Source organism: Clostridium boliviensis (assembly GCF_033342255.1).
Taxonomy (GTDB): Bacteria; Bacillota; Clostridia; order Lachnospirales; family Lachnospiraceae; genus Lacrimispora; species Lacrimispora boliviensis.
Window position 1 is genome coordinate 1 of sequence record NZ_JAWONS010000103.1, and the last position, 24931, is coordinate 24931.

General features: G+C 42.6%; 25 protein-coding genes. 9 read left to right on the plus strand and 16 right to left on the minus strand.

Annotated features, from left to right (window positions below; all coding sequences use genetic code 11):
* Positions 1-176 precede the first annotated feature (176 nt).
* From RZO55_RS06015 to RZO55_RS06045, 7 genes are all read left to right on the plus strand, one after another.
* Entirely contained in the window at positions 177-626 is a 450-nt protein-coding gene (locus RZO55_RS06015; RefSeq protein ID WP_318063384.1) for a MarR family winged helix-turn-helix transcriptional regulator, read from the plus strand.
* Between the two features lie 11 nt (positions 627-637).
* Entirely contained in the window at positions 638-1144 is a 507-nt protein-coding gene (locus RZO55_RS06020; RefSeq protein ID WP_318063385.1) for a nitroreductase family protein, read from the plus strand.
* Positions 1145-1158: 14 nt separating this feature from the next.
* Positions 1159-1449: a putative quinol monooxygenase gene (locus RZO55_RS06025; protein ID WP_318063386.1), complete on the plus strand. Its 291-nt coding sequence runs from the start codon at positions 1159-1161 to the stop codon at positions 1447-1449.
* A gap of 36 nt (positions 1450-1485) precedes the next feature.
* A complete protein-coding gene (locus RZO55_RS06030; RefSeq protein ID WP_318063387.1) occupies positions 1486-2310 on the plus strand; it encodes a nitroreductase family protein in 825 nt (274 codons plus the stop codon).
* An 18-nt stretch (positions 2311-2328) separates the two neighbouring features.
* The gene (locus RZO55_RS06035; protein WP_318063388.1) at positions 2329-2856 is read left to right on the plus strand and encodes a flavodoxin family protein; all 528 of its coding nucleotides are present in this window, start codon (positions 2329-2331) and stop codon (positions 2854-2856) included.
* A gap of 122 nt (positions 2857-2978) precedes the next feature.
* Positions 2979-5435, plus strand: coding sequence for an FAD-dependent oxidoreductase (locus RZO55_RS06040; RefSeq protein WP_318063389.1), 2457 nt, complete (start codon positions 2979-2981; stop codon positions 5433-5435).
* Positions 5436-5549: 114 nt separating this feature from the next.
* A complete protein-coding gene (locus RZO55_RS06045) occupies positions 5550-5960 on the plus strand; it encodes a DUF134 domain-containing protein (protein ID WP_439100026.1) in 411 nt (136 codons plus the stop codon).
* Between the two features lie 46 nt (positions 5961-6006).
* On the opposite strand, the gene RZO55_RS06050 is transcribed toward RZO55_RS06045, so the two are convergent.
* The 3 genes from RZO55_RS06050 to RZO55_RS06060 form a co-directional block, all read right to left on the minus strand.
* Entirely contained in the window at positions 6007-7857 is a 1851-nt protein-coding gene (locus RZO55_RS06050; RefSeq protein ID WP_318063391.1) for a sensor domain-containing diguanylate cyclase, read from the minus strand.
* Between the two features lie 116 nt (positions 7858-7973).
* On the minus strand, positions 7974-8621 hold the full coding sequence (locus RZO55_RS06055) for a cytidylate kinase-like family protein (protein WP_318063392.1): 648 nt from the start codon (positions 8619-8621) through the stop codon (positions 7974-7976).
* Between the two features lie 79 nt (positions 8622-8700).
* On the minus strand, positions 8701-9996 hold the full coding sequence (locus RZO55_RS06060) for a galactokinase (RefSeq protein WP_318063393.1): 1296 nt from the start codon (positions 9994-9996) through the stop codon (positions 8701-8703).
* A gap of 169 nt (positions 9997-10165) precedes the next feature.
* On the opposite strand from RZO55_RS06060, the gene mnmL reads away from it, so the two are divergent.
* Positions 10166-11110 carry a tRNA modification radical SAM protein MnmL/YtqA gene (gene mnmL, locus RZO55_RS06065; RefSeq protein ID WP_318063394.1) on the plus strand — a complete coding sequence of 315 codons (945 nt, stop codon included), beginning with the start codon at positions 10166-10168 and terminating at the stop codon, positions 11108-11110.
* 1 nt (position 11111) lies between these two features.
* On the opposite strand, the gene RZO55_RS06070 is transcribed toward mnmL, so the two are convergent.
* The 4 genes from RZO55_RS06070 to RZO55_RS06085 form a co-directional block, all read right to left on the minus strand.
* Positions 11112-12308, minus strand: coding sequence for a CapA family protein (locus RZO55_RS06070; protein WP_318063395.1), 1197 nt, complete (start codon positions 12306-12308; stop codon positions 11112-11114).
* A gap of 331 nt (positions 12309-12639) precedes the next feature.
* Complete coding sequence (locus tag RZO55_RS06075; protein ID WP_318063396.1) at positions 12640-13482, minus strand: DegV family protein; 843 nt, start codon at positions 13480-13482, stop codon at positions 12640-12642.
* Positions 13483-13657: 175 nt separating this feature from the next.
* Positions 13658-15661: a molecular chaperone HtpG gene (htpG, locus tag RZO55_RS06080; RefSeq protein ID WP_318063397.1), complete on the minus strand. Its 2004-nt coding sequence runs from the start codon at positions 15659-15661 to the stop codon at positions 13658-13660.
* A 148-nt stretch (positions 15662-15809) separates the two neighbouring features.
* Entirely contained in the window at positions 15810-16307 is a 498-nt protein-coding gene (locus RZO55_RS06085) for a DUF5721 family protein (RefSeq protein ID WP_318063398.1), read from the minus strand.
* Between the two features lie 173 nt (positions 16308-16480).
* On the opposite strand from RZO55_RS06085, the gene RZO55_RS06090 reads away from it, so the two are divergent.
* Positions 16481-17767 (plus strand): M18 family aminopeptidase, encoded by a 1287-nt coding sequence (locus RZO55_RS06090; protein WP_318063399.1) that lies wholly within the window; start codon positions 16481-16483, stop codon positions 17765-17767.
* Positions 17768-17900: 133 nt separating this feature from the next.
* Here RZO55_RS06090 and RZO55_RS06095 read toward each other — a convergent pair whose 3' ends face one another.
* From RZO55_RS06095 to spo0A, 9 genes are all read right to left on the minus strand, one after another.
* Positions 17901-18137, minus strand: coding sequence for a hypothetical protein (locus tag RZO55_RS06095; RefSeq protein ID WP_318063400.1), 237 nt, complete (start codon positions 18135-18137; stop codon positions 17901-17903).
* A gap of 28 nt (positions 18138-18165) precedes the next feature.
* Complete coding sequence (locus RZO55_RS06100) at positions 18166-19137, minus strand: peptidylprolyl isomerase (protein ID WP_318063401.1); 972 nt, start codon at positions 19135-19137, stop codon at positions 18166-18168.
* Between the two features lie 15 nt (positions 19138-19152).
* Positions 19153-19938 carry an HAD family hydrolase gene (locus RZO55_RS06105; protein WP_318063402.1) on the minus strand — a complete coding sequence of 262 codons (786 nt, stop codon included), beginning with the start codon at positions 19936-19938 and terminating at the stop codon, positions 19153-19155.
* The gene (locus RZO55_RS06110) at positions 19935-20531 is read right to left on the minus strand and encodes a Maf family protein (RefSeq protein ID WP_318063403.1); all 597 of its coding nucleotides are present in this window, start codon (positions 20529-20531) and stop codon (positions 19935-19937) included. The genes RZO55_RS06105 and RZO55_RS06110 overlap by 4 nt, the downstream gene beginning before the upstream one ends.
* Positions 20532-20608: 77 nt before the next feature.
* Positions 20609-21166 carry a putative ABC transporter permease gene (locus tag RZO55_RS06115; RefSeq protein ID WP_318063404.1) on the minus strand — a complete coding sequence of 186 codons (558 nt, stop codon included), beginning with the start codon at positions 21164-21166 and terminating at the stop codon, positions 20609-20611.
* A gap of 111 nt (positions 21167-21277) precedes the next feature.
* Positions 21278-21736 (minus strand): divergent PAP2 family protein, encoded by a 459-nt coding sequence (locus tag RZO55_RS06120; RefSeq protein WP_318063405.1) that lies wholly within the window; start codon positions 21734-21736, stop codon positions 21278-21280.
* Positions 21737-21748: 12 nt separating this feature from the next.
* Positions 21749-22318, minus strand: a complete 570-nt coding sequence (locus tag RZO55_RS06125) for an HD domain-containing protein (protein WP_318063406.1) — start codon at positions 22316-22318, stop codon at positions 21749-21751.
* A gap of 39 nt (positions 22319-22357) precedes the next feature.
* A complete protein-coding gene (gene glgA, locus RZO55_RS06130; protein WP_318063407.1) occupies positions 22358-23803 on the minus strand; it encodes a glycogen synthase GlgA in 1446 nt (481 codons plus the stop codon).
* A gap of 97 nt (positions 23804-23900) precedes the next feature.
* Positions 23901-24707 (minus strand): sporulation transcription factor Spo0A, encoded by an 807-nt coding sequence (gene spo0A / locus RZO55_RS06135; RefSeq protein WP_097003027.1) that lies wholly within the window; start codon positions 24705-24707, stop codon positions 23901-23903.
* Between the last annotated feature and the right edge of the window lie 224 nt (positions 24708-24931).

Consider the following 24931-nt stretch of genomic DNA (forward strand, 5'->3'; position numbering starts at 1 on the left):
ATAATTATAAATAATATCATTTTCAAGTTATATTTATTATAAAAGAGTTCTTTTATTCTGTCAATAGTTTTATCACATTTAATTGTTATAAATTAATTTGTTCTATTTATTTTTTTGATTGACAGAAATACCTGGTAGTGTTATCATTTGTATGTACAAACAAGAGAGGTGATGTTTTGAGAAAAAATGACACACCAGAGGAACAGACCTGTTCCCTGAACAGCTGCCTGTTTTTTACGACAGTAAAGCTTTCCAGAGTTTTTGGCAAAGTTGCAGAAAATGCATTTTCTAAAACCGGGCTCTCTCCCAGTCACTCTCTTCTGCTATCTCTGGTTAATCAGAAGGAAGAAATTCTGCAGAAGGAACTGGGAGAGACATTGTTTCTGACCCCCTCCACCATTACCCGGCTGATTGAAAAACTGGAGCGCAAAAAGCTTGTTTCCAAACGATGTGAGGGGAAATCTGTAATTTTAAGCACCACACCGGAGGGTCTTGCACTTCAGACAACCATTATGGAATCCTGGGAGTCACTTCATAGGGAATACCAGGGAATATTAACACAGGAAGAGACAGTTCTCTTTCTAAACCTCAGCAAAAAATTACTGGGAAAACTAGAAAACAATTAGGAGGATTTTTTATGCAGGAGATTTTTAACAGACGGAGTATCCGCAAATTTACCACTGATGCCGTAGAACCAGAGAAAATTGACAAGCTTCTTCGTGCCGCCATGCAGGCACCGTCAGCAGCAAACCAACAGCCATGGGAATTTATTGTAGTACAGGACAAAGAGAGTTTGAAAAAGCTCTCCGACGTATCCCCCTATGCAAAACCTGTAGCAGGGTCACCTGTTACCATTGCACTTTTAGGTAATGAAAAGGAATTTAAAGTACCAAAGGGCTGGGAAGAAGATATGGGAGCCGCTTCACAGAATATTTTGTTAGAAGCTGTTCACTTAGGTCTGGGAGCCGTCTGGCTGGGCGTAGCTACATCAAATGAGGTTACTGATCATGTACGTAGTTTCTTTCAGCTTCCGGACCATATTAAACCATTTGGTCTGATTGCCATTGGTTATCCGGATGGACAGAAAAACGAATTTACAGAACGCTACAAAGAGGAACGTGTTCATTACGAGACGTGGGCATAAGTAAAGGAGAACAGATGATTAAGGTTGTTGCTAAAAATTATATCAAAGAAGATAAAATCAATACATTTATTGAAACTGCCGTGGAACTTGTGAAAGAGACCAGAGCAAAGGATGAAGGATGTATCCGTTATGAACTGGTTCAGGATGTAAAAGATCCCCGCATTTTAACTATGCTTGAAGAATGGGAGGATCAGTCCAGCCTTGCCGCTCACGGAGGTTCCCCGCATTTTAAAAAGGCCATGGAGGCCATGAAAGATCTGGTAGAAAAACCTGGAGACAGCAATTTTTATAAAACTCTTATATAGAAGAAAGGATTGATTCCTATGAAACCTGTTTTTCCTGTGGAAAAAACCATCCGGGAGCGCAGCAGTGTCAGGTCCTATGACCCCCGTGCGCTTTCAACAAAGGAAAAAGATCTGTTCTATGATTTTATTAAAAGTTTAGATAATCCATTTTCTGTTGACGTCAACTTCCGGCTTCTGGAAAACAATGACGCCTTGAAAGGAGAAAAGCTGGGTACCTATGGAGTCATTAAAGGTGCCAGAAATTTCATTGGAGCCTCTGTTCCTGATACAGATCTTGCGTTAGAGGCGCTGGGCTATTCTATGGAGCACTTAATCCTTTATGCCGTAGCCCTGGGATATGGTACGTGCTGGCTGGGCGGCACCTTTGACCGGAGTGCATTTTCTCATGCCATGAACTTAAAGGAGGGAGATTTGTTTCCTGTTATTACTCCCCTTGGATATCCTGCTGAAAAGAAACGGCTTATGGAGTCCCTGATGCGGTGGGGCGCTAAATCAGATCAGAGAAAGGATTGGAATGAGCTTTTTTTCAAGGATAACTTCTCTACTCCACTCATAAAAACCGATGCCGATGATTTTGCATTTGCCCTGGAGATGACGAGACTGGCCCCCTCTGCTGTGAATAAACAGCCATGGAGAGTAGTGAAATCTCAGAATGCCTACCATTTCTATGAAGCGAAGACATTAAAGGAAGGGAAGCACTCATTTGATATCCAGAGAGTTGATATAGGAATCGCAGCCTGCCATTTTGGTCTGGCTGCTGCAGAAAAGAAGCTGCAAGGCGGATTTAAAAAGCTGTCGCTTCCAGATATCAGCTCTCCTGCTGAAATGATATATTTATTTTCCTGGGACCTTAATTCATAAAAAATGGAGGTAAATTCATTGAACATATTAGTAGTTACTGGTAGTCCGAGAAAGAACGGTAATACAGAAATCATGGCTTCTGCTTTTGCAAATTCAGCAAAAGAGGCAGGTCATAAAGTTACAGTAAAAAATTTAAGTATCTTAAAAGTAGAGCCCTGTATGGCATGTACATACTGCTTTTCTCATGACGGCGTATGCATTCAGAATGATGATATGAACAGCATTTTAACGGATCTAGATCAGGCTGACATGCTGGTACTGGCATCCCCTGTTTACTGGTTTGATGTATCAGCCCAGACAAAGTGTTTTATTGACCGGATGTATGCTTTCGGGAAAAAAGGGTTTCATATCAAATCCATAGCTATGCTCTTAAACTCAGCTTCTGACGGAGTTTATGATGCGGCAAATGCCCAGGTGAATTCTATTTGCTCTTATTTAAAGTGGGAAAACAAAGGTGTACTCACAATTTCCGGTATGAATGAAAAAGGGAGCATGCTCAAATCCGAAGAGCTTAATAAGGTCCGCAATTTTGCCATGAACTTGTAAACGTTCCTGCTGGTGTCACGTTTTGTGACTCTGTCACAGACATTTTTCCTCTGACGTCCTATACTGAGAATGTCAAAAACATAACAAACTAATTATAATTTTTATATATCAGGAGGCAGACAATGAAGAAAACTGTTATAATCGGCGGAGTCGCAGGCGGAGCCAGCTGTGCGGCCAGACTTAGAAGGTTAGATGAAGAGGCTCAGATCATTATCCTGGAGCGCGGCGAATATATCTCCTACGCAAACTGCGGTCTTCCTTACCATGTGGGCGATGTAATCAAATCCAGAGACGCTCTGCTCTTACAGACTCCGGAGGCTATGAGAAAAAAGTACGAAATCGATGTCAGAGTAAAAAATGAAGTATCTGCCATTGACAGAGAGAACAAAAAAATTACAGTCCGCAAACTTGAAACTGGGGAGACCTATGAGGAATCTTACGATACCCTGGTAATTTCCACCGGTTCTTCTCCAGTCCGCCCGCCGATTAAAGGAATTGAATCTTCCCGCATACAGACTCTTTGGACAGTTCCTGATACCGACCGGATCCGTGGTATGATTAAAGAAAAAGGAATCAAAAGCGCCGCTGTGATCGGCGGAGGCTTTATCGGACTTGAGATGGCCGAAAACCTTCGTCATGCAGGTCTTTCGGTTTCTTTGATTGAAATGCAGGATCAGGTCATGGCTCCTGTGGATTATGAGATGGCACAGCTGCTTCATGAAAACATTGTTCAAAATGAAGTTTCTCTTTATCTGGGTGACGGAGTCTCCTCATTTACAGATGAAGACGATTCTGTTTCTATCACACTAAAAAGCGGTAAGATTTTAAAAGCTGAACTGGTGATACTCTCTATCGGTGTCCGCCCAAACAGTGAATTGGCTAAATCCTGCGGGCTTGCAGTCAATGAACGGGGAGGAATCATTGTTGATGATACCTTAAAAACCTCTGATCCTGATATATATGCTGTAGGTGATGTGATTCAGGTCAATGACTTCACCTTTGATGATGCTGCCATGGTTCCTCTTGCAGGTCCTGCCAATAAGCAGGGACGCATTGCTGCAAATAACATTGCAGGCGGGACAGAAACCTATAGAAAGACACAGGGAACCTCTGTTGCCAAAGTATTTGACCTAACTGCTGCTTCAACAGGAGCCAATGAAAAAATCCTGATTAAGAGAGGCTTTAAAAAGGGAACCGATTATGAAAGCATCATCATTACCCAGAATTCTCATGCAGGTTATTATCCGGGTGCTGTTCCGCTTACGTTAAAGCTTCTGTTTTCTCTGGATGGGAAAACTATATACGGTGCACAGATTGTCGGCAGAGATGGTGTAGATAAGCGGATCGATACAATTGCCGTTTCCATTCGCCTTGGAGCTACAGTTGAAGATTTAAAACATCTGGAATTTGCTTATGCTCCCCCCTTCTCTTCTGCCAAGGACCCTGTTAATATGGCAGGATTCACAGCCGAGAACCTGTTAAAAGGAAGAGCTTCCTTTGCTGCCTGGGACGTGACAGAAACCAATAAGAACGCTCAGTTTCTTGATGTCAGAGAAGATGCGGAACTGATGGCTTTCGCCCTTCCAGAAGCCGTGCATATCCCTCTTGGACAGCTGCGGGAACGGTTAAAAGAACTGGATCCCTCCAAAGAAGTGATTACCTTCTGTGCCATTGGAGTCCGTGCCTATAATGCAGCACGAATCCTGATGCAAAGTGGATTTTCCAATGTAAAGATCTACCCGGGCGGTGTCAGATTCTACCAATCTACGCATTACCAGAGTGACACCACTCCAAAAATAACCGCACCAGCCTCTTTTTCGGATAACGGACAAATGGATACCAAAGATATCCCAACCACAGCCATGCGTTTGGACTGCAGCGGTATGCAGTGTCCTGGTCCTATTATGAAGGTTTTTGAAACCATGAAGGAGATGAAGGAAGGTACAGTCATGGAAGTCTCTGCCTCTGACCCCGGATTTGCAAGAGACATCGGAGCATGGTGCCGCCGCACAGGACACACCCTCTTATCCAATGAACGGAGAGGTGATGATTATGTGGCACTGGTTAAAAAAAGCTCCACTGCTTCTGCTGCCCCTGCGAAAGAAGCTGTAGATGGAAAAACGCTGATTGTTTTTTCCGGTGATTTAGATAAGGTTCTTGCCAGCTTCATCATTGCCAACGGCGCTGCTGCCATGGGCAGACCCGTCACCATGTTTTTCACATTCTGGGGTCTGACTGCATTAAGAAAAGAAGAGAAGCAGCCTGTTAAAAAGACCATGATGGAATCCATGTTCGGAGCCATGCTCCCGAGAGGAAGCAAGCGGCTGAAACTGTCTAAAATGAATATGGGCGGAATGGGTACTGCAATGATGAAAAAAATCATGAACGATAAAAACGTGGACTCTCTGGAAACGCTGATAAAGAAAGCCATGAAGGCCGGTGTTCGTATTGTTGCCTGTACCATGAGCATGGATGTAATGGGAATTCATAAGGAAGAGCTCATTGACGGAGTAGAGCTTGGCGGCGTCGGCGCATACCTGGGAGATGCGGAAGAATCCAATGTAAACTTATTTATCTGATGTTAAATATAAAAAAAGCACGGAATCAGAGGCGTGCTCCTGTTTTGCAGCATCATTGACATTTCTGTCAAGTAAAGATATACTAACCTTATTTGAAATGAGGTGACAGATAAAATGGCCAGACCTGTAAAACAGCGCCGTGTATGCGAATTGCCTGGAACAATGGAATTTGCCCCCTGCAGTAAAGAAAATTATAATATCGTAGAGATGACCGTAGACGAATATGAAGTAATCCGCTTAATTGACCACATTCATCTAACCCAGAGTGAGTGCGCACAGCAGATGGATGTTGCAAGAACTACCATACAGGCAATTTATGACAACGCCAGGAGCAAGATTGCGGACACCATAGTAAATGGAAAGAAACTGGTGATCCAGGGAGGCACCTATACACTGTGCCCCCAATCCGGTTTCTGCTGCGGTAAAGACTGTTCCCTCCGCCGGGGCCTGCTTGGACATTGCAGGGATCAGAGCCGGGCGGATATCTGCTGCGGTAAAAACCGGTTCTGCAGTAAATTGCTCTAAGTAACTGATTAACCAGGAATAAAACCGGAACCAGCTGGCTCCGGTTTTATATTTGATCTTTTCCTTCACCTCTATAAAAGGCGAATCCTTTTTTATCGTTCTGCTTTATGTAATACATTGCTTTATCGGCAGCACTGTATAATTCTGCATAGCTGCTTCCATCTTTAGGTGCAACCGCAATACCAATACTTGCAGAAACCCTCATCACAATATAATCTTCCTCCATTGTGCTGTCCATCAGCTTCATAATTGACTGCGCCATATCCACAATCAGCTGGTTTTCCCAGCTGTCTGCGATAAAAATAACAAATTCATCTCCGCCTACTCTTGCAACAATTCCGTCACTGCCCACCAGTTTATCAAATGCTCTTGCCACTCGGGTCAAAACCTGGTCGCCTACAGCATGTCCGCACGTATCATTGATTTCCTTAAAATTATCCAGATCAATCATAAAGAAAACACCGCTGCAAAGAAGTGACAATTTTCCGTCAATAATCTCTTCTCCAGACCGGTTATATACTCCGGTCAGCGGATCTTTATTAGCACGGTTAAGGAGCATCTCCTCTCTTCCCAGTTGAACGGTAATATCCTCCAGCTTGCCTACCATACGGGGTTTACGGTTTGCTATATCAGGAAGAATCTTGTATTGACAGCTGAACCAGCGATATTCCCCAGACTGACCTTTTAAACGGATTTTGCAATACCGCACCTCATCTGGTTTACTGCCCAGCAATGCCCACCTAAGCCGGTCCCCATTCTGCCAATCCTCTGGATGCATTAAATAAACGCCCCTGTTAAGCCTCACAATACCTCTCGTCTTTAATTGCTCTAAAAACAGCTTTCTTCTGGCGTTTGATGTAAATTCTATGGTGTCGGTTTCATAATCGTATTCATAAAGAAGTGTGTCTGTAAACTGGGAGAGAACGGAATAACGTTCTGATTCCAGCTTCAGCTTCTTTTTTTGTATGTAGAATAATAAGAATATCCAAAAGCAGCCAGCTATTGTCAGCACAATCAGCAGAAGTGCCGTACCAAAAAACATTCCGAAAACATATTCGGAACGAAGCATGATATCAGGAGAACAAACATAGTTAACAAGACTCCAGTCATTTACTCCTACTTTCATCACTGAGATATAGTATTTTTTCCTATATCTGGAAAGTAAGGTAGTGAAAGAATCCTCTTTTTCAATCCGTGTTTTTATGACATCCCCATACTGATTAACAATTCCATTCTTTGTGTCGGTGGTAAACAGATTCCCGGTACCATTGTTGTGATTATTGCTGGAGTAAACAATACTGCCATCCGGCTCAATGATGAAAGAATGAATGTTCTTGAACGGTGTATGACCGCCCGCTTCCTCTCCTAACTTCTTCATCTGATATGCCGAAAATAAAACCCCTTTCACCGTACCATTCTTTTGCAGGGGCTGAGCCACTGAAAATATGTAACCGCTCTCGTCTTCCGGTGAATCCTGTATATCCAGTATAACCATCTTCTCATCTAGTACTTGTTTATAAATCTCCTTTTTTCCTTCTCCGGATATTGTTTCTTTCCAATTGCTGCTTGAGACATAATCCAAGTTATAATCCGGATTATCCCGCTCCAACTCTGCCAGATAGTGATTCATCCATTGATCCTCCGGTGACAGGCCCGCGGCTTCCATCATAAATTCCAGGCTTATCCCCAAATTTTTCGCATCACCGGCCATCTTTAAGATCTGATCTTTCTGCACATCTGTATAAGACGTAAGACTTGAATAAATCAACTGATTGAATTCCTGATTCAGCTTTTTCTGCTGACTGGACAAGAAAATAAAAGCAAGGACCATCAAAATAAGAACACTGAACATGCCCACGATCACAGATGCAATCCTGGAGTCTCTTCTGTAGTTCATATAAGTGATCTCCGTTCTAAAAACATTTTCCGAAAAAAGCCAGTGGAATTAATCCAGCTGGCTTTTCCCAATTCTATATTCATTATATCTCTGCAAGAACGGTTTTACAATATATTTCAGACTTCAATTCCTCTTAATTTTATATAATCCTTAATAAGTCTGGCTGTCTGCTCCAGATCAATCCGGCTGGTATTAATTATAAGATCATAGTTGTTCCAGTCTTCCCAGTTTTCCCCTGTATAGTAACGGTAATATTCTTTTCGCTCTTTGTTAATCTTTTTTACCCTCTTTGCAGCTTCTTTCTCATCTATCTTATCCACTTCCATGGTTCTCTGGATCAGTGTGGGCGTATCAGCATAAACAAAGATTTTCACAAGTCCCGGCACATTTTCCTCATCCCGGTCTAATATATAATTCGCACACCTTCCGGCTATGATACAGGATTCTTCATTTGCAAGTTCTTTTATGACCTGAGACTGAAACCGGAATAAATTCTCTGGTTTTACAATATCTGCGTCGGTAGAGGGCTTACCCAGCTGAGGCTTTAATCCGCTGACAATCCGGTATAATAAATTATTGCCGGCCTTTTCATCTGCAAGGCGGAAAAAAACTTCTCCAACCGCACTCTGCTCTGATGTAATTGTCAGAATCTCCTCATCATAAAAATGAATCCCCAGTTCCTCTGCAAGAGCTTTTCCTACAATACGTCCGCCGCTGCCGTACTGCCTTCCTATGGTGATGACCAGATTACTTTTTTCTTTCATATGCCTGCCTCCTTTTCCCTGTGTTAAATAAGGGATTCCTTACTTCTATTGTACTCTATTATGGCAGTATTTTCAATTATTATTGCTTCGCAGCTGTATTAAAACAGATGGAACCATAAGGTCTGATGCTCATGCGGTAAGCATTGCCTTCTCCCAACGCATTTTCCATATAGGAGATATATTCATCTGTAATCTCATTGGGAAGCACTGCCATGATAACACCGGCAAATCCACCACCATGAATTCTGCATGCGCCCTGTTTTTTGCTGGAAATATACAGTTCCGTAAGCGCTAGAGCAACCGTAATTCCCTGTTCCTGATAGCTGGTATTGGTAAAGCAGTTCTGCAGCCATTTCCAGGAAGAATTCCCGGAAGCCGTAATATTAGAAAGGAATTCATCAAATCTTCCTTCCTTTAACGCAGCTACTTCAGCGTCCACCCGCTTATTCTCCTCAAAGAAATGAAGTGCACGCAGTACCGAACGGTCCCCTGCAAATTCCCGCACCTCACTTAACTGCCCGATCACATCATCTTCGGATATATCTGCACAGACTTCTTTTCCAAAAAACTCAGCCACCTTTTTCATCTCAGCAGGTACAGAAGAATAATCGGCACTTAAATCTGCATGTCCCTTTCCTGTATTAACGATAATCAGGCTGTGATTCTGGGAAGCAAAATCAAAATCAATCTGTTCTACAGCTGGCTGGGAAGGATTCTTAAAATCAATGGTGATCAGACCTCCCACCGCACATGCCATCTGGTCAAGCAGACCGGAGGCCTTGTCCCAATAGACATTTTCCGCAAATCTTCCTATATGGGCATAAGCCACTGTATCCATGCGGCTTTCATTAAAAAATGTATTCAAAATGGAACAGAGCAGCATCTCAAAGGAAGCAGATGAGCTGACACCTGCAGCACTGATTACATCGCTTGTGATATAGGCATTAAACCCGCCGATCTCATACCCTTTTTCGATAAATCCCTGTAAAAGTCCTTTCACTAAATCAATGGTGCCGGCCTTTTTATCGCTTGGGGATAAATCCGTTAAATCAATGGTAAAGCTCTGGTTGTAAGTCACGCTGACAATATTTACGATGCTGCTGTTGTTCTTTGCAGCCACGCCTACGCAGTCTAAATTAATACTCCCTGCCAGGACTTTGCCGTGGTTGTGGTCTGTATGATTACCGCTGATTTCCGTCCGTCCCGGTGAAGTAAACAAAAGTACGTCCTCTTCCGGAAAATGATTTTTAAAGTCGTTTATCAGATTCTGATACCGTATTATATTCTCTGCTGCGGCCTCCCTGCCATATAAAGCAGTCATCAGTTTTCCTGCCTCTTCGGATTCCAAAAAACGGATTGTTTCATCTGTTCTCATGCTGCAAATTCTCCTTTTCCCCATTCATTGGCAAACAAACGCCATTGTCTCGAGTATAACATAAGTGCTAAAGTTTTCACAATATAATATTTTACGAAAACCTATAAAATAATTTGACTTCCCTCTCTCCCTCTTCTATAATGGTACAATCAAAATGTAGGAGGTCCAAATGCTCTGGAACGACAAGCCTTACCACTCTCTGGATTACGAACTGAAAATGCAATATGGGCAGAAAGTCTATAAACTTGCCCTTGATGGAGGCATGACCTGCCCCAACCGGGATGGGACACTTGGTAATCGAGGCTGTATCTTCTGCAGCAGTGGCGGATCAGGGGAATTTGCAGAGTCCAGTACACTTCATTCTTCTGTTGCAGAACAGATTCAGTCAGCCAAAAAACGGGTTGCCTCTAAGATGAATACAGACGGCGGACTTTATATCGCTTATTTTCAATCCTATACCAATACTTACGCCCCTGCCGCGTATTTACGGGAACTGTTTACACAGGCTGTTTCTGAGCCTGATGTTGTTGTCCTTTCCATTGCCACCAGACCGGACTGCCTCCCTCCTGATATCATCCTCCTGTTAAAGGAGTTAAACCAGATTAAACCCGTCTGGGTGGAGCTGGGACTTCAGACCATTCATGAATCCACAGCATCGTTTATACGGAGAGGTTACCCCCTGTCCACTTTTTATAAGGCTTATCAATCTTTAAAAGAAGCGGGAATCAAGGTGATTGCCCATGTAATTTTAGGGCTTCCAGGCGAATCAAAAGACATGATTTTAGAAACAGTCCGCTACCTGGGACAGATGGGAGATCACGGCATAGACGGCATTAAGCTGCAGCTTCTTCACATTCTGGAAGGAACAGACCTGGCTGACCTTTATAACCAGGGATCTGTACCTGTATATTCTCTAAGTGAATATACGGATCTGGTCATTGATTGCATCGCCCTTCTGCCTCCTGGCGTCGTGATACACCGGCTGAGCGGAGATGGTCCCAAAAAGCTCCTTCTTGCACCTTTATGGAGCGCAAACAAACGTCTGGTGCTGAATACTCTGGCAAAACGATTCAAAGAACGAGGTATCTGCCAGGGTGACAGATACCTCGTCTGATTTAATTTCCGTTATTGTGTATTACACCATTGTCATCAATTGTGATACCAAATGAGAGATTCTGATAATACTGATAAAAATCAGCAGTTTTCTCCGGTTTTGCCAGTGTCCTTGTAAAGCCGGCACCGGAGGTACCCGGAACCAGGGAAAGCTTTGTGGTCTTGTCAGCAAAATTCACCTCTGCTCTCATAAGTGCCGTTTTGGGGATACTGCTTCCGAATATAAAATTACCCAGACTGTAACAGATTGGTTTCCCTTTATAATACTCCACTCCCTGTAAAACATGAGGGTGGCTTCCCACCACCAGATCTGCACCTGCATCAATGATCTGCTGCCCCAGCTGCCGCTGATAATTCTTTGGTTTCTCTTCCCGTTCTACGCCCCAGTGAACATAGACCACCAGATAATCACATAAATCTCTGGCTTCTTTGATCTCCTTAAGAAGGACAGCAGGATCGTAGCCGCTTACCATACCGGGCTTTTTGCTGTTCGCCACCCAGTCCGGATCAGGATAAACTCTTGAAGCTGCGAGAAATCCAAAGGTCCTTCCATTCACCTCTATGGTTTCCAGCTTCTTCGCCCGGTTCATGTCCGGTCCTGCGCCCACATAGCGTATTCCAGCTCCATCTAGCGCCGTGCAGGTATCAATCAGTGCATCCGTACCATAATCCAGTGTATGATTGTTGGCAATTGTTACAATATCAACTCCGATCTCTTTCATCATGGTTACCCGGTCAGGATTTAAGCGGAATGTAAACTGCTTGTCCGGTGCAGCCTTTCCCCGGCTGCTGAATGGAAATTCCTGATTGGCCATAAAAATATCTGCCTTGCTGATTTCTCCCCGCATCCCTTCATCAAGCACTCCATTAATACCGCCGTTTTTATCATATGCTGTCGTAACATGAGTAGATAGTAATATATCCCCTGCAAAAAGCAGATGAACCACTGGATCCGGATCCCTGGCTGTGGTTGATTCTTTGGTTTCTTCCGTCACAGTCAGTACCTCCTGGCTGCTGCTTTCTTTCACAGAGGACTTTTCCGGCTCCCCGTTCATAGAAGCCAGACTATCTCCGCTTACTGCCTCTTCGCCCCTCTGATTCTCTTTCCATTCTGTTCCTCCGATCCACCCTGCCAGCAATACAAACAGCAATATGGGAAGGATGATCAGAAATTTCATATAAACATTTGTCTTCTTCATTCTATCCTCCGATTGTTAATAATTTCCACATATATTTGATCAAATCATAACTTTTTCCACAATTACTAATGTTTTTTCCCCATATATGACCCAGCATCTCACTTTTACACAATCTATCTGTGGATAATTCATAACATTTCCCTTATATATTTTCTGGAAATAATTCCCGTTTTTACATCTTACACTGGTTCCAGGATTTTGTCAAATAAAGGGGAAGCGGTAACATACTTCAGGAGACAGCAAAAAAAGCCTGGTCTGCAGAATGGAATCTCTATTCCTGTTCCCTGCAAAACCGGCTTTTCTTTCCGTATGCACCTTTGACATGTCTGACTTAGAGAGTAACAATGATACCACCGTCATTGGCATAAACCGTTGCCACACCTGCTGTTTCCGTAATGATAACGTCCTTAAATATTCCTCTTTTCAGCATCTCCTGCTTTACAAACTCCGCTCTGTCCGGATTGTTACAGTGAGCGATAGCCAACACCTTGTTCCTGGTGTCCCCAGCTTCCTTCATGGCAATATCCGTCATGCGCACCAGTGCTTTATTAATTCCTCTGGCCTGGTCCAGCTTGATAATAACTCCGGATTCAGCTCCCATGACAGGCTTAATATTTAAAGCTGTGGCAAAGAAGGCCTGCAGACCGGTAAGCCGTCCATTCTTTCTTAATGTATCAAGACTTTCCAGTACAAAATAGGTCTTCATATCCTTAATGTAGGCTCTTACCTTATCTTCAATCTCTTCAAACGGCAGTGATGCCTGGCAGAGGGACTGAACAAAAAGAGCGATATTAAGCTGGCCGGATGATGCAGAATCAGAACCAAGTACTGCAATCTTTTTACTGTCTTTTCCATGTTCCTCTTCATACAGCTTCTTACCTAACACGGCACTGTTATAGCTTCCGCTTAAATGCTCGGATATAGTGATAACAAAGACCTCCTCTTCCTCACATTCGAATGCCTCTTTATATAATTCAGGAGACGGACATGCTGTTTTCAAAGATTCACTGCTGCTTTTTACCAATTCCAGAAATCGCTTCTGGTCAAACGTCTCATCATCAATAACCTGTGTATTACCAACCTGTAAAATTAATGGAATGATCTGAAAGTGGGGATCTTTTTTCAGATCCGGCGTCAGGTCTGTACAGCTGTCCCCAATGATTTTATAGCTCATATCTAAAATTCCTCCTGGCACGAAATTTATCATGTAGTATTCATTACTATATATTATAGAGAAACAAAGTTCGTCTGTCAATAGAATTCCCATGAAAAAAGATGGATGCCAGAAATAGCCGCCTTCTTTTTGAAGACCAGCTGTTTCTGGCATCCGTCTTTATCTTCTGTATAAACTATACTTCTGCCATGACTAACATCAGTTCATTGCTTCTTGCTATAAAACCTGTCATACGTTCTGGTGTCATAGAACCGTGGCTTAATGCCGCAAGATCATAAAGCTGCTCACAAATTGCATTGGTATGAGCACCGTCTTTGTGGTTTAACACATACTGAACCAGCTTGTTGTTGTAATTAAGAACCAGTGTCTCTCCACCTGCACCGAACATGGAAGCATCCATACCTGGCATGGTATACATCTTCATCATTTCCTGCATACGGCGAGATTCTTCAGAAACCGTAATCATGGAAGAAACCGTATCGTTCTTTAACTTCTCAACCTTTACCTCTAAATTCTCTTTATTTAATGCCTTACGGAAAAGGTCCGTCAATGCTTCTACATCAGACTTCATCGCTTCCTTGTCTTCTTCCGTAACTTCTTCTTTAAAGATATCTGATAAGTCGGAGTTAATGCATAAGAACTTCACATTTTCATTCTTCTGCTCTAAATATCCAACAAATGGATTATCGATATTCTCCGTCAAATAAACCGCATCAAGACCAGCTTCTTTAAAGAGGTTGATATACTGGCTCTGCTCCTTTTCATTGGTAATGTAGAATACGCGGTTTTCATGCTTTTCCTTATTCTCTTCCAGACAGTCAGCCAGTGTTAAATACTTGCCTTCCAGGTTCTTAAAGAGAATGGAATCATTTATCTTCTCTGCAAATTTTTCATCCTTTAAGCAGCCGAATTTAATGAATGGATGAATGTCAGACCAGTATTTCTCATAATTCTCACGATCTGTCTTGAACATACCGGTCAGCTTATCTGCTACCTTTTTCGTAATGTAATCTGAAATTTTCTTAACAAATCCGTCATTTTGCAGTGCACTTCTTGATACGTTCAAAGGAAGATCCGGGCAGTCAATCACACCCTTTAAGAGCATTAAGAATTCCGGAATAACTTCCTTAATGTTATCTGCAATAAATACCTGATTGTTATACAGCTTAATCGTTCCATCCAGGCTATCATAGTTTAAATTCAGTTTTGGAAAATAGAGAATCCCCTTTAAATTAAACGGATAATCCATGTTTAAATGAATCCAGAATAAAGGCTCTTTATAATCATGGAATACCTTGCGGTAAAAATCCTTATAATCCTCTTCTGAACATTCATTGGGGTGCTTATTCCAGAGAGGATTGGTGTCATTCACTGTCACCGGACGTTTTTTAATCTTATATTTTTCTTTGGCAGGAGATACTTCCACGGTTTCTTTCTCGCCGTTCTCCTTCTCTACTTCTTCTGTCTTGGCTTCCTCTACGATGGTCTCTACCACAGTATCTTTATCAGTCAGTTCTTCCTTTTCGATAGTCTCAAACTGAGGTTCTGCAGTTAAATTGGTTAAATAAATCGCAACCGGCATAAAGGAGCAATACTTTTCTAAAACTTCCTTTGCTCTGTACTCATTGCAGAATTCCAGGCAGTCTTCATTGAGATAAAGCTTAATGGTGGTACCAAATCCCTCTTTCTCTCCTTCTGCCATCTCAAACTCTGTACCGCCGTCAGACTCCCAGTGTACCGGTACAGATCCTTCTTTGTAGGACCGGGTATCAATTGTTACCTTATCTGCAACCATGAAGGCAGAATAAAAGCCAAGTCCGAAATGTCCGATAATCTGATCCTCATTGGTCTTGTCCTTATACTTCTCAAGAAAATCCTTTGCTCCTGAAAATGCGATCTGATTGATGTATTCATCAACTTCTTCCATTGTCATACCAATACCGTTATCGATAAAAGTAATAGTCTTTTCATTGGAATCGGTAATTACTTCAATCTTAAACTCCAGATCTTCTGGTTTCTGCCATTCTCCCATGACATCCAGCTTTTTCAGCTTTGTGATGGCATCGCAACCGTTGGATACCAGCTCACGGTAGAAAATATCATGGTCTGAGTACAACCATTTTTTTATAATCGGAAAAATATTTTCGCTGTTAATTGTTAAGCTTCCTGTTTTTGCCATATCAGTACACTCCTTCATCTCTTTTTCTATTTTTATTCCATGATCAACCTGGAATTTTCACAAATTATTCCTCAAAGAGTATTTTAATACGGAGAAATAGAAATGTCAATAGAAAATCAGCACTCAAACGGTTTGAGTGCTGATAATACTATTCTTCCAGATATACAATCTGATTTTGTTTTAAAAAAGCTTTCACTTCCTGGTCCCATTCCAGATCCAGTGTCTTATCCATGGTAAAAACAGAGACAGAACTTCCAGTCACACAGGTCAGCCTGTCGTCTTCGTATCTGATATTCATATAAAGTCCCTTTACCTCACTGGATTGAAGGGAGATCTGTCTTTCTGAAAGAAAGCGCTCCGTATCATCTTTTGGCAGCTGCATGACTATCTTAAAACTTTTTGGCAGCCGTTTTCCTTTTATTAGAGAGAAACAGAAGGGCTTCATCATGGCCCAGGTGGATAACTCTCCTAAGTTTAGTGCTTCCTTCTCATCCTCCGTATAATAGCCAGGCCGTATGGTTCCTTCAATAGTAAAGGTATTAAAGGTGGTAATGGATGCTTCTTTTATAAGAAACCGGTCAAAGACTTCTCCTACAAACAGCTTGGATGTAAAGGGCTTCATCTCGTCTATATTCAATGCAATCATGGTCTCATTCTCCCCATCCGTATATTCTCCGTTAACTATACAACGGATACTCTTCCCATGTCAACGCAGATTTCACACTCCCTTCAGTATTCCAAACCACCGCCTTCTATGCTATAATAGATCCACCGGTTTCTGGAAGGAACCAACAGGAAATGAGAAAAGAGGATAATGATATGAATGATTTCAAACAGCTGGAAGAACTGATTGCCGCATCCGTTTCTCCCTACCACTGTATTCTGGCGGCTGCCGACCTGCTTAGTGCAGGCGGATTTAAAGAACTTCCTTTAGCAGAGCCCTGGGAATTAAAGCAGGGCGGCTCCTACTATATAAACGCATTTGACTCCACCTTAATTGCATTCACATTAGGAAGTTCACTGACAGATGTCCCGGAACTGAAGCTGGCTGCGTCTCATACGGACTGGCCCTGCTTAAAGGTGAAGCCCTATCCGGAAGTAACATCTCTGGGATACGGTAAATTAAACGTTGAGGTCTATGGGGGACCTCTCTTAAACACATGGTTCGACCGTCCTTTATCCATGGCAGGCAAGGTCAGTGTAACAGGTGATTCCCTTATGAAGCCCCGGACTATCTATATCGATTTTTCCCGTCCGGTCCTCACAGTTCCCAATCTTGCCATTCACATGAACCGCAATGCCAATGAAGGATTCCCTATAAATGCCCAGGTGGATATGCTGCCACTGATCACACGGATCACCGATGAACTGAACAAAGAAAGCTTTTTCATCGATGCACTGGCAAAAGAAGCAGGGGTCAGGAAAGAAGATATTCTGGATTACGAAATCTATATATACAATTATGAATCAGGAACCACACTTGGCCTTGAAAATGAATTTTACTCCGCACCCAGACTTGATAACATCACTTCCGTTTCTGCATGCTTAAGCGGCATTCTTTCAGATACACACAGCCAGGGAATCCATGCCATTGCCCTGTATGATAATGAAGAGATCGGAAGCCGTACAAAGCAGGGAGCCGCCTCTGCATTAATGGAACATATTCTGGAAAAGGTCTACGCAGCCCTTGGATATACCAGAACCGATTTCTTAAATGCTTTGTTAAGTGGATTTCTTCTCTCAATGGATGTGGCTCATGCCATTCACCCAAACCACGGAGAGAAATGTGATATTAAAAACCAGATTATGATGGGAGACGGTGTGGCAATTAAGCTGGCTGCAAGCCAGGCCTATGCAACCGATGCATACAGCACCGGCGTGATCGAAGGTATCTGCCGTGCGGCCGACATTCCTTACAAGAAGTTTTCAAACCGTTCCGACGTAAAGGGAGGATCTACATTAGGCAGCATCTCTTCTGCCCTGCTGACCATGCGCACTGTCGATGTGGGTGTCCCCATGCTTGCCATGCATTCAGCAAGAGAGCTTATGGGTGTGAAAGACCAGGAAGCACTGGCAAGACTGGCTGAAGCATTCTTTAAAGCTTAAAAATTGTTTTTAACACTTTAGCCCCCAGATTTCCATTATATAGGATAGAAATCTGGGGGCTAAACAAAGTTTTATCACCTTCCCAACAATGTTCCATAAAGGAAATCAGCCTCAAAACGACTGATTTCCTTTTTTATGGAAGCTGCCCCATAGTCTCCGGCAGTACCTCTCTGCTGGATTCCAATGTTTCAGGAGAAGTTCTGCTTCCCTGAACGTACTGGTAACCAAACCAGACTCCTGCAGTCAGAACAACCAAGAGGAGAAAGAAAAATAAAAACATGATTACCCTCACAAATAACTCCTGACCGCCATTTCCCCTTCGCCTGCGGCTGCGCCTATTCCTCCCACTGCGAATCTCATCCTGCTTCATTGGTGGTTTACTCTTCCTTCCTTATCTCTCAATCTGGAAAATGTTTTTTATAGATTTCAAAAAAATCTGTTGTTTTGGTTTTATCATCTTTGGAAAATTTAAGGTCCTTCCAGATGTCATTGCTGAATGTAACAGGATTATCCTGCTTAAACTGAGCATAGATCTGGTCAAATGCTTCTTTTTTCCGGCTCGTATATAAACCAGCCTTCCGCTCCTGAGTGGCGGCCGCATCATAGTCATTGACACACCTTATAATATAGTATTTGCCCTCATTTTCTATTAAAGGACTTATTTCACCTGCAGCAAGTCCAAACGCTGCATCCTCCAATTCACCAGGAGTTTCTCCTCTGCCGATTTTACGCTCTATGGTAGCATCTTCTGAATATTCCTTAGCAAGTGCTGAAAAATCAGCTCCCTGCTCTTTGGTTTTTAACAGAACTTCTTCCGCAGTAGTTTTATCTGACATCACGATCTCTTCCAACTCAATTACCTTAGCTTCACTATCGCTGATCTCAAGATTCATATCCCTGGTAAGTTCCACCACTACTTTATTGGACAGATAGTATTCTTCATACATAGTTCTCACATCAGACTGGTTCACTCCCATATAAGCGATATCATCGGGAGTCAGAGAAGCATAATACTCCTCGGCCGCTTTGCGTACCTCTTCCTTCTCACCGCTTGTCAGAGTCACACCTTTCCTTTGTGCAAGAAGATTCATCATCTTCATATCCTGAAGAAACTCCCTTACCTGGTCCATCAGATAAGTTTCAAAGGTCTGGCCGCCAGGAATACTAACGCCCCAGATCTGGCTGGTATAAAGCTGTTGATATTTGTTTCTCTCTGTAGTCAGTATAATCATGGACTGGGGCAGAGAGTATAGCTTGGTATCCTTGATTTCTGAAACAAGGGGAATCTCTGTCTTGCAGCCTGTAAGTATGGCGGAAACTGCCGCCGCGATCAAAAGGAGTCTTCCCCAGTATCTGCGCAGGTTCTTCATACGCACCCCTCTTTCCTATAAAAGCAGTTTCAATATCTTTAATACGCCCTGATTTAAATTGGTATCTGACTGAAAGCGGGCCGCTTGTTTTACTTCTTTTCTGGCATTTCCCACAGCAAAGCTGTAGTATGCCTGATTGAGCATCTCAATATCATTGAGCTGGTCGCCGAATGCCATGGTTTCCTCCGGTTTAATAGAAAGACTTTCCTGAAGGATCTTTACTGCTTCACCTTTATTGACACCAGGTCTCATACAGTCCATCCACATATCTCCTGAAATAGTAATCTTAAGCCTCTCCCCGTACTTCTCTCTTAAATGTCTGGTATAAATTTCCACATCTGTTTTCCGGTACACACTGATCTTGATAAATTCTGACTGAACCTTTGTTAAATCCTCCACCGTTTCAACACGAAATTTGTAGTCGTTAATCATCCAGTCGAGGAATTCTCTGTCTTTCGTCTCTAAGTATACCACATCAGGACCACTGAGCATAACTTCAAGTCCTTCCATCGTCCTTACATCTTCCACCATCTCCATGACAGTCTTACGTTCAATTGGATTTAGAAACAGATTTCTGCCGTGACAGCCTATGTAAGCGCCGTTATCAGAAAGATAGAATATTTTTTCTTTAACCGGATCAAAAATGGATTCGATACTGGCCCACTGCCTTCCGCTTGCAGCAGCGAACTGAATCCCCTTTGCCCGTAATTTACGTATTACCTCATGAAGCTCATCCGGTACGTCATAACCACCGTCCGTCACCAGAGTTCCGTCTATATCCGATGCAATCAGTTTTATCATGCTTTCCCCTCCTGCTCACACATCTGCTTTAGTTCCTGATAAACACGTCCTACAGGCAATCCTACTACATTATTGTAATCTCCGTCAATCCCTTTGATAAAAGCAGCAAACCGCCCCTGGATTCCATAAGCACCTGCTTTATCCATCGGTTCCTCACTCTCCGCATAGGAACGGATCTCTTCCTGTGTCATCGGGTATACATGAACATCTGTCTGTTCTGCAAAAGACCGGACGATGTTTTCCGTCTCTCCACGAAGAATCATAGTCACGCCGGTAAAGACTTGATGAGTTTTTCCCTGAAAAGACCGGATCATCTCAAGGGCTTCTTCATGGCTCACCGGCTTTCCCATAATCTTACCGTCTGATGCCACCACCGTATCTGCTCCGATGACAATGGTACCCGGAAGCTGGTTTATCGCCACATCCTCTGCTTTCTGCCGGGACAGTTCAATTACTGCCTCCTGGGGAATGGTGGTTGTTATCTTCTCATCAATCCCGCTGGGCTCTATCACTGGCCCCAATCCAACTTGGTTTAAAAGTTCTTTTCGTCTCGGTGATGCCGAAGCAAGCACAATTTTTCTGTCACTTATCATTTGTACCCTCTCTTCATAAAAACTACTGCTATTTGAAATTGCAAACAGGCGGGACCCATAACGAATCCCGCCATTCTTTAATATACTTTCAGCCGTCCCACTAAGGACGATTCATCTTCTTCACAATCCGCTCTCAGCTGCAATCTCATGGTATATACAAAATCAGTTGCATAAAATATCAAGAGAAACAGGCCTGTAAAACGTTGAAAATTTTCAGGAATCAATCCAGCCGCCTGATTTACAAAGCCATTAAGAAAACGGAAATAAAAAATTCCCAGAAATCCCCATGCAATGCTGCTCTCCAGACATATAATTCCCTTGTAGTTAAACCTCTTCCTGCTGTAATCCCACCAGAATGATCCGAACAGCTTAATCATCATATAAGCTGTAACCAGCTCCATAAAAGTTGCCATCACCATAGAGGCGAAATACAGGCGTACCGGACTGTGCATAAAAGGGCTGAGTAAAACCATCGCTCCCACAGATCCGAATCCATATATAATACAGAACGGTCCGTGTCCAAATCCCCGATTAAAGACCGGTCTTTTATTTTCATAACTAAGAACTGCGCATTCAAGAAGATAACCCAGAAAGCTGAATAGGAAAAAACAGTTTATCCTATGATAAATTGACATATCCAATTTGCCTCCAAAATTAACAATTTTTTAACTTGTTAAAGTATAATATGGATATCTAAAGAAATCAAGGGTTATTTTCTTACGATTCCCCGAAATTAATCTTTATTATTAATAATATTGTGCAAGAAATACCGCAAGTAAAATGCCAAGAATGGCTCCTGCTGCAACCTGCAGTGGTGTATGTCCAACATATTCTTTTAATTTTTCCTGTAAAATCTCACCACTCAGCTTCAGGGGATTTTCTAATAATATGCTGTTTAACAGCTTTGCCTGCTTTCCTGTTTCTCTTCTTACTCCCATGGCATCATACATCACAATCATGGAAAGTACAAAACTGATAGCAAACTCAAAAGAACCGACGCCATAACGATAACTGGCGGCGGTCGTTAATGCACAAACCGTAGAGGAGTGGGAGCTTGGCATGCCGCCGGACCCCACAAGCCTCTCCGGGTTAAAATTCTTATTAAGAGCCAGATCAATCAGAGTCTTTAATACCTGTGCCACCAGCCAGCCGGTAACAGCAGTCACTAAAACCTGATTTCCCAGAATCACTTCCCAAAATTTCATGGTTTCCTCCATCTATGCCGCACTTTTTCTGCCTAAACCGTATAATACCCAACGTTTTATCCTTGCGGTGGTTTCAACCAAACCACATAGTTTATCCGCATAAATAATCACCATTCCGCCTTTTGTTCTGGGTGGAACAGGTGTCAGCGGCCACATATGCCGCAGAATCATGTTCTTCTCATTCTCCGTTAAATCGAAATGCTTTTCTGCATTCTTTAATGCAATTCTCGGGTGAGTAAAACCATGGAAACGTTCCCCGGTTTCTCTGGCACGTGTGTGCCAGTCATATAGAAAGAAATCATGAAGAAGACCTGCTCTGGCAGTTTCTCTGTATTCCCAGCCTAATTTTCTGCAAATGCTATAGCTTAAATAGGAAACCTTGATACAATGAGCCTTGCAGGTAGTATCTCCATGCTGCATATAGTTATCCATGGACTGGAACAGCTCGTGGTCTAAGATATCCTTCACACAGGCAAGATATTCCGAATCCATATTATAATCTTCCCGCTCTACCCATGAGGCATCCTCTGCCCACTTAAGTGCTTCCTTCTCCTCCTCCGGGGTTAAATACATATTTTTCATGGTTATTCTGTCGCTTCCTTCTTAATAATGTACACCGGCTTAACAGCCAGTCAGCCAGTCATAAAGCTCCTGATACTTCGTTGCTGAAGTTTTCCAGGAGTAATCCTTTGACATAGCCCGGTCGATGATCTTGTTCCACTCACGTCTCTTATCATAATATATGCGCTGTGCATATCGGACAGTGCCAAGCATCTCATGAGCATTATAGTTGGAGAAGGAAAAACCTGTCCCCTTACTCTCATACTCATTATAGGGCTCCACCGTATCTTTTAAGCCTCCGGTCTCCCTTACAATGGGCACTGTGCCATATCTTAAGGCCATCAGCTGGCTTAAACCACAGGGTTCAAACAAAGATGGCATCAAAAACGCATCACAGGCGGCATAAATCTTATGAGACATTGCTTCCGAATAATAAATATTTGCTGAAACCTTATCCGGATACTTCCATGCATAATGGCGAAACATATTCTCATACCGTTCTTCACCAGTACCAAGAATAACCAGCTGGATATCGTCCTGACACAACTCATCCATCACGCACTGGACTAAGTCCAGTCCTTTCTGATCAGTCAGTCTGGAAACGATTCCAATCATAAACTTCCCCGCATCCTGTATCAGGGAAAGCTCTTGCTGCAGAGCAGTTTTATTCTTTTCCTTTTCCTTGCGGAAATTCCGTAAATTATAATTCTCTACAATATACGAATCTGTCTCAGGGTCAAACTCGTCATAATCAATTCCGTTTACAATACCCCTTATGCTGCCTTCTCTTGCACGCATCAGGCCGTCAAGTCCTTCTCCATAGAAAGGCATCTTTATCTCCTGTGCATAGGTCTCGCTGACTGTAGTAATGGCATCTGCATATACGACACCGCCTTTTAACAGATTTCCATCCTTATAGGCTTCCAGCTTATCCGGAGTGAAGTAGTAATCAGGCAGGCAAGTCAGCGCCTGTATGGTTTTTGCGTCCCAGACACCCTGAAATTTTAAATTGTGAATGGTAATCACCGATTTCATACTGCGAAAGAATTCGCCTTCACGAAACCGGTCTTTTAGCAGAACAGGAATAAGACCAGTCTGCCAGTCATGGCAGTGTATCACATCCGGCTTAAATCCGATTACCGGAAGAGAAGATAAGGCGGCCCGTGAAAAAAAGCAGAACTTTTCCAGATCCTGATACCATTCCCCATAAGGTCTTGCGCCCTGGTAATAACCTTCATTATCAACGAAATAGAAGGTTATACCATCCCAGACACACTGAAGAATTCCCACATATCTGCTTTGCCCCAGATAATCCATATAAAAATGATCCATATACGTCATCTGGTTTCTCAATTCTTCGTTGATGCAAAGATATTTGGGTATCATAACTCTCACATCATAATATTCCTGATCAAAGCACTTGGGAAGGGATCCCACTACATCTGCAAGGCCTCCGGTTTTAACAAAAGGTACTGCCTCCGATGCAACGAACAAAATCTTCTTCATCCAAAAACCCCCCTTATCTTTTCCCTTCCGGGCATTGTCTGTTATGCTATAGTATACTGCATTTTCAGAAAATAAGGAAGTATCTTTCCCTTAAGTTTTATGAAAGTTTTTTATAATCCAGCCTTATTTTATCAGCAATGAGTGCAATAAACTCAGAATTCGTAGGTTTTCCTTTTCCTGTGCTCACGGTATATCCAAACAGATCATTGATGGTATCCATCTTTCCTCTGCTCCAGGCTACTTCTATTGCATGACGGATCGCACGTTCCACACGGCTTGGTGTCGTCTGATGTTTCTTTGCAATGGAAGGATAAAGGATCTTTGTGACAGAAGTGAGCATCTCCTGATCCTGTACCGATATTACAATGGCATCTCTTAAATACTGATATCCTTTAATATGTGCAGGAATTCCGATTTCATGAAGCATTTGTGTAACATCATTTTCTAAATTCTGCTCCATGTACTCCGTCTTATTGACATAAGGTTTCACCTTTTTCATGCCCTGAAGACTTGGTACTTTCGTCTTTCTCTGCCCCACTCTTCGTACCTTATCGACGATAATTTCCTTATTGAACGGCTTCATTATGTAATAATTCGCCCCCATCCGGAACGCATCTTCGGTAATATTCTCACTTCCTGCGGCGGTTACCATAATAAATGAGGGAATCTTTGACACAGCACCGTTTCCTCTCACCCGCTCCATAACTGTAATTCCGTCCATTCTCGGCATAATCACATCCAATAAGACAACATCCGGATTTGTTTTAAGGATCATGTTATAGGCGTCTTCGCCGTTATCCGCTCTTCCTACTACATGAAAATCCTCCTCTCCTTCCAGTATATCATTCAGCAGATTTAAGGTCTGCAGGTTATCATCTGCAATAGCGATACTGATTTCTGACATATTGATACTCTCCTCCTGATTCTTCAAAATAATTAAAACTAGTGTATAGCCATTATAATCTTGCCCCAGCTCATGCCGCAACGTGATTCTATCGCATAATTCGACAAGAAAAACATTTAATTTATCGAATATGGGATTCTGTTCTTATTGTCCCACTGTCGAATGAAGAAAAGGTCTTATTCGGTCTCACTCCATGTTTCCCCCCTTTTTTTTGCCGGTGTTGA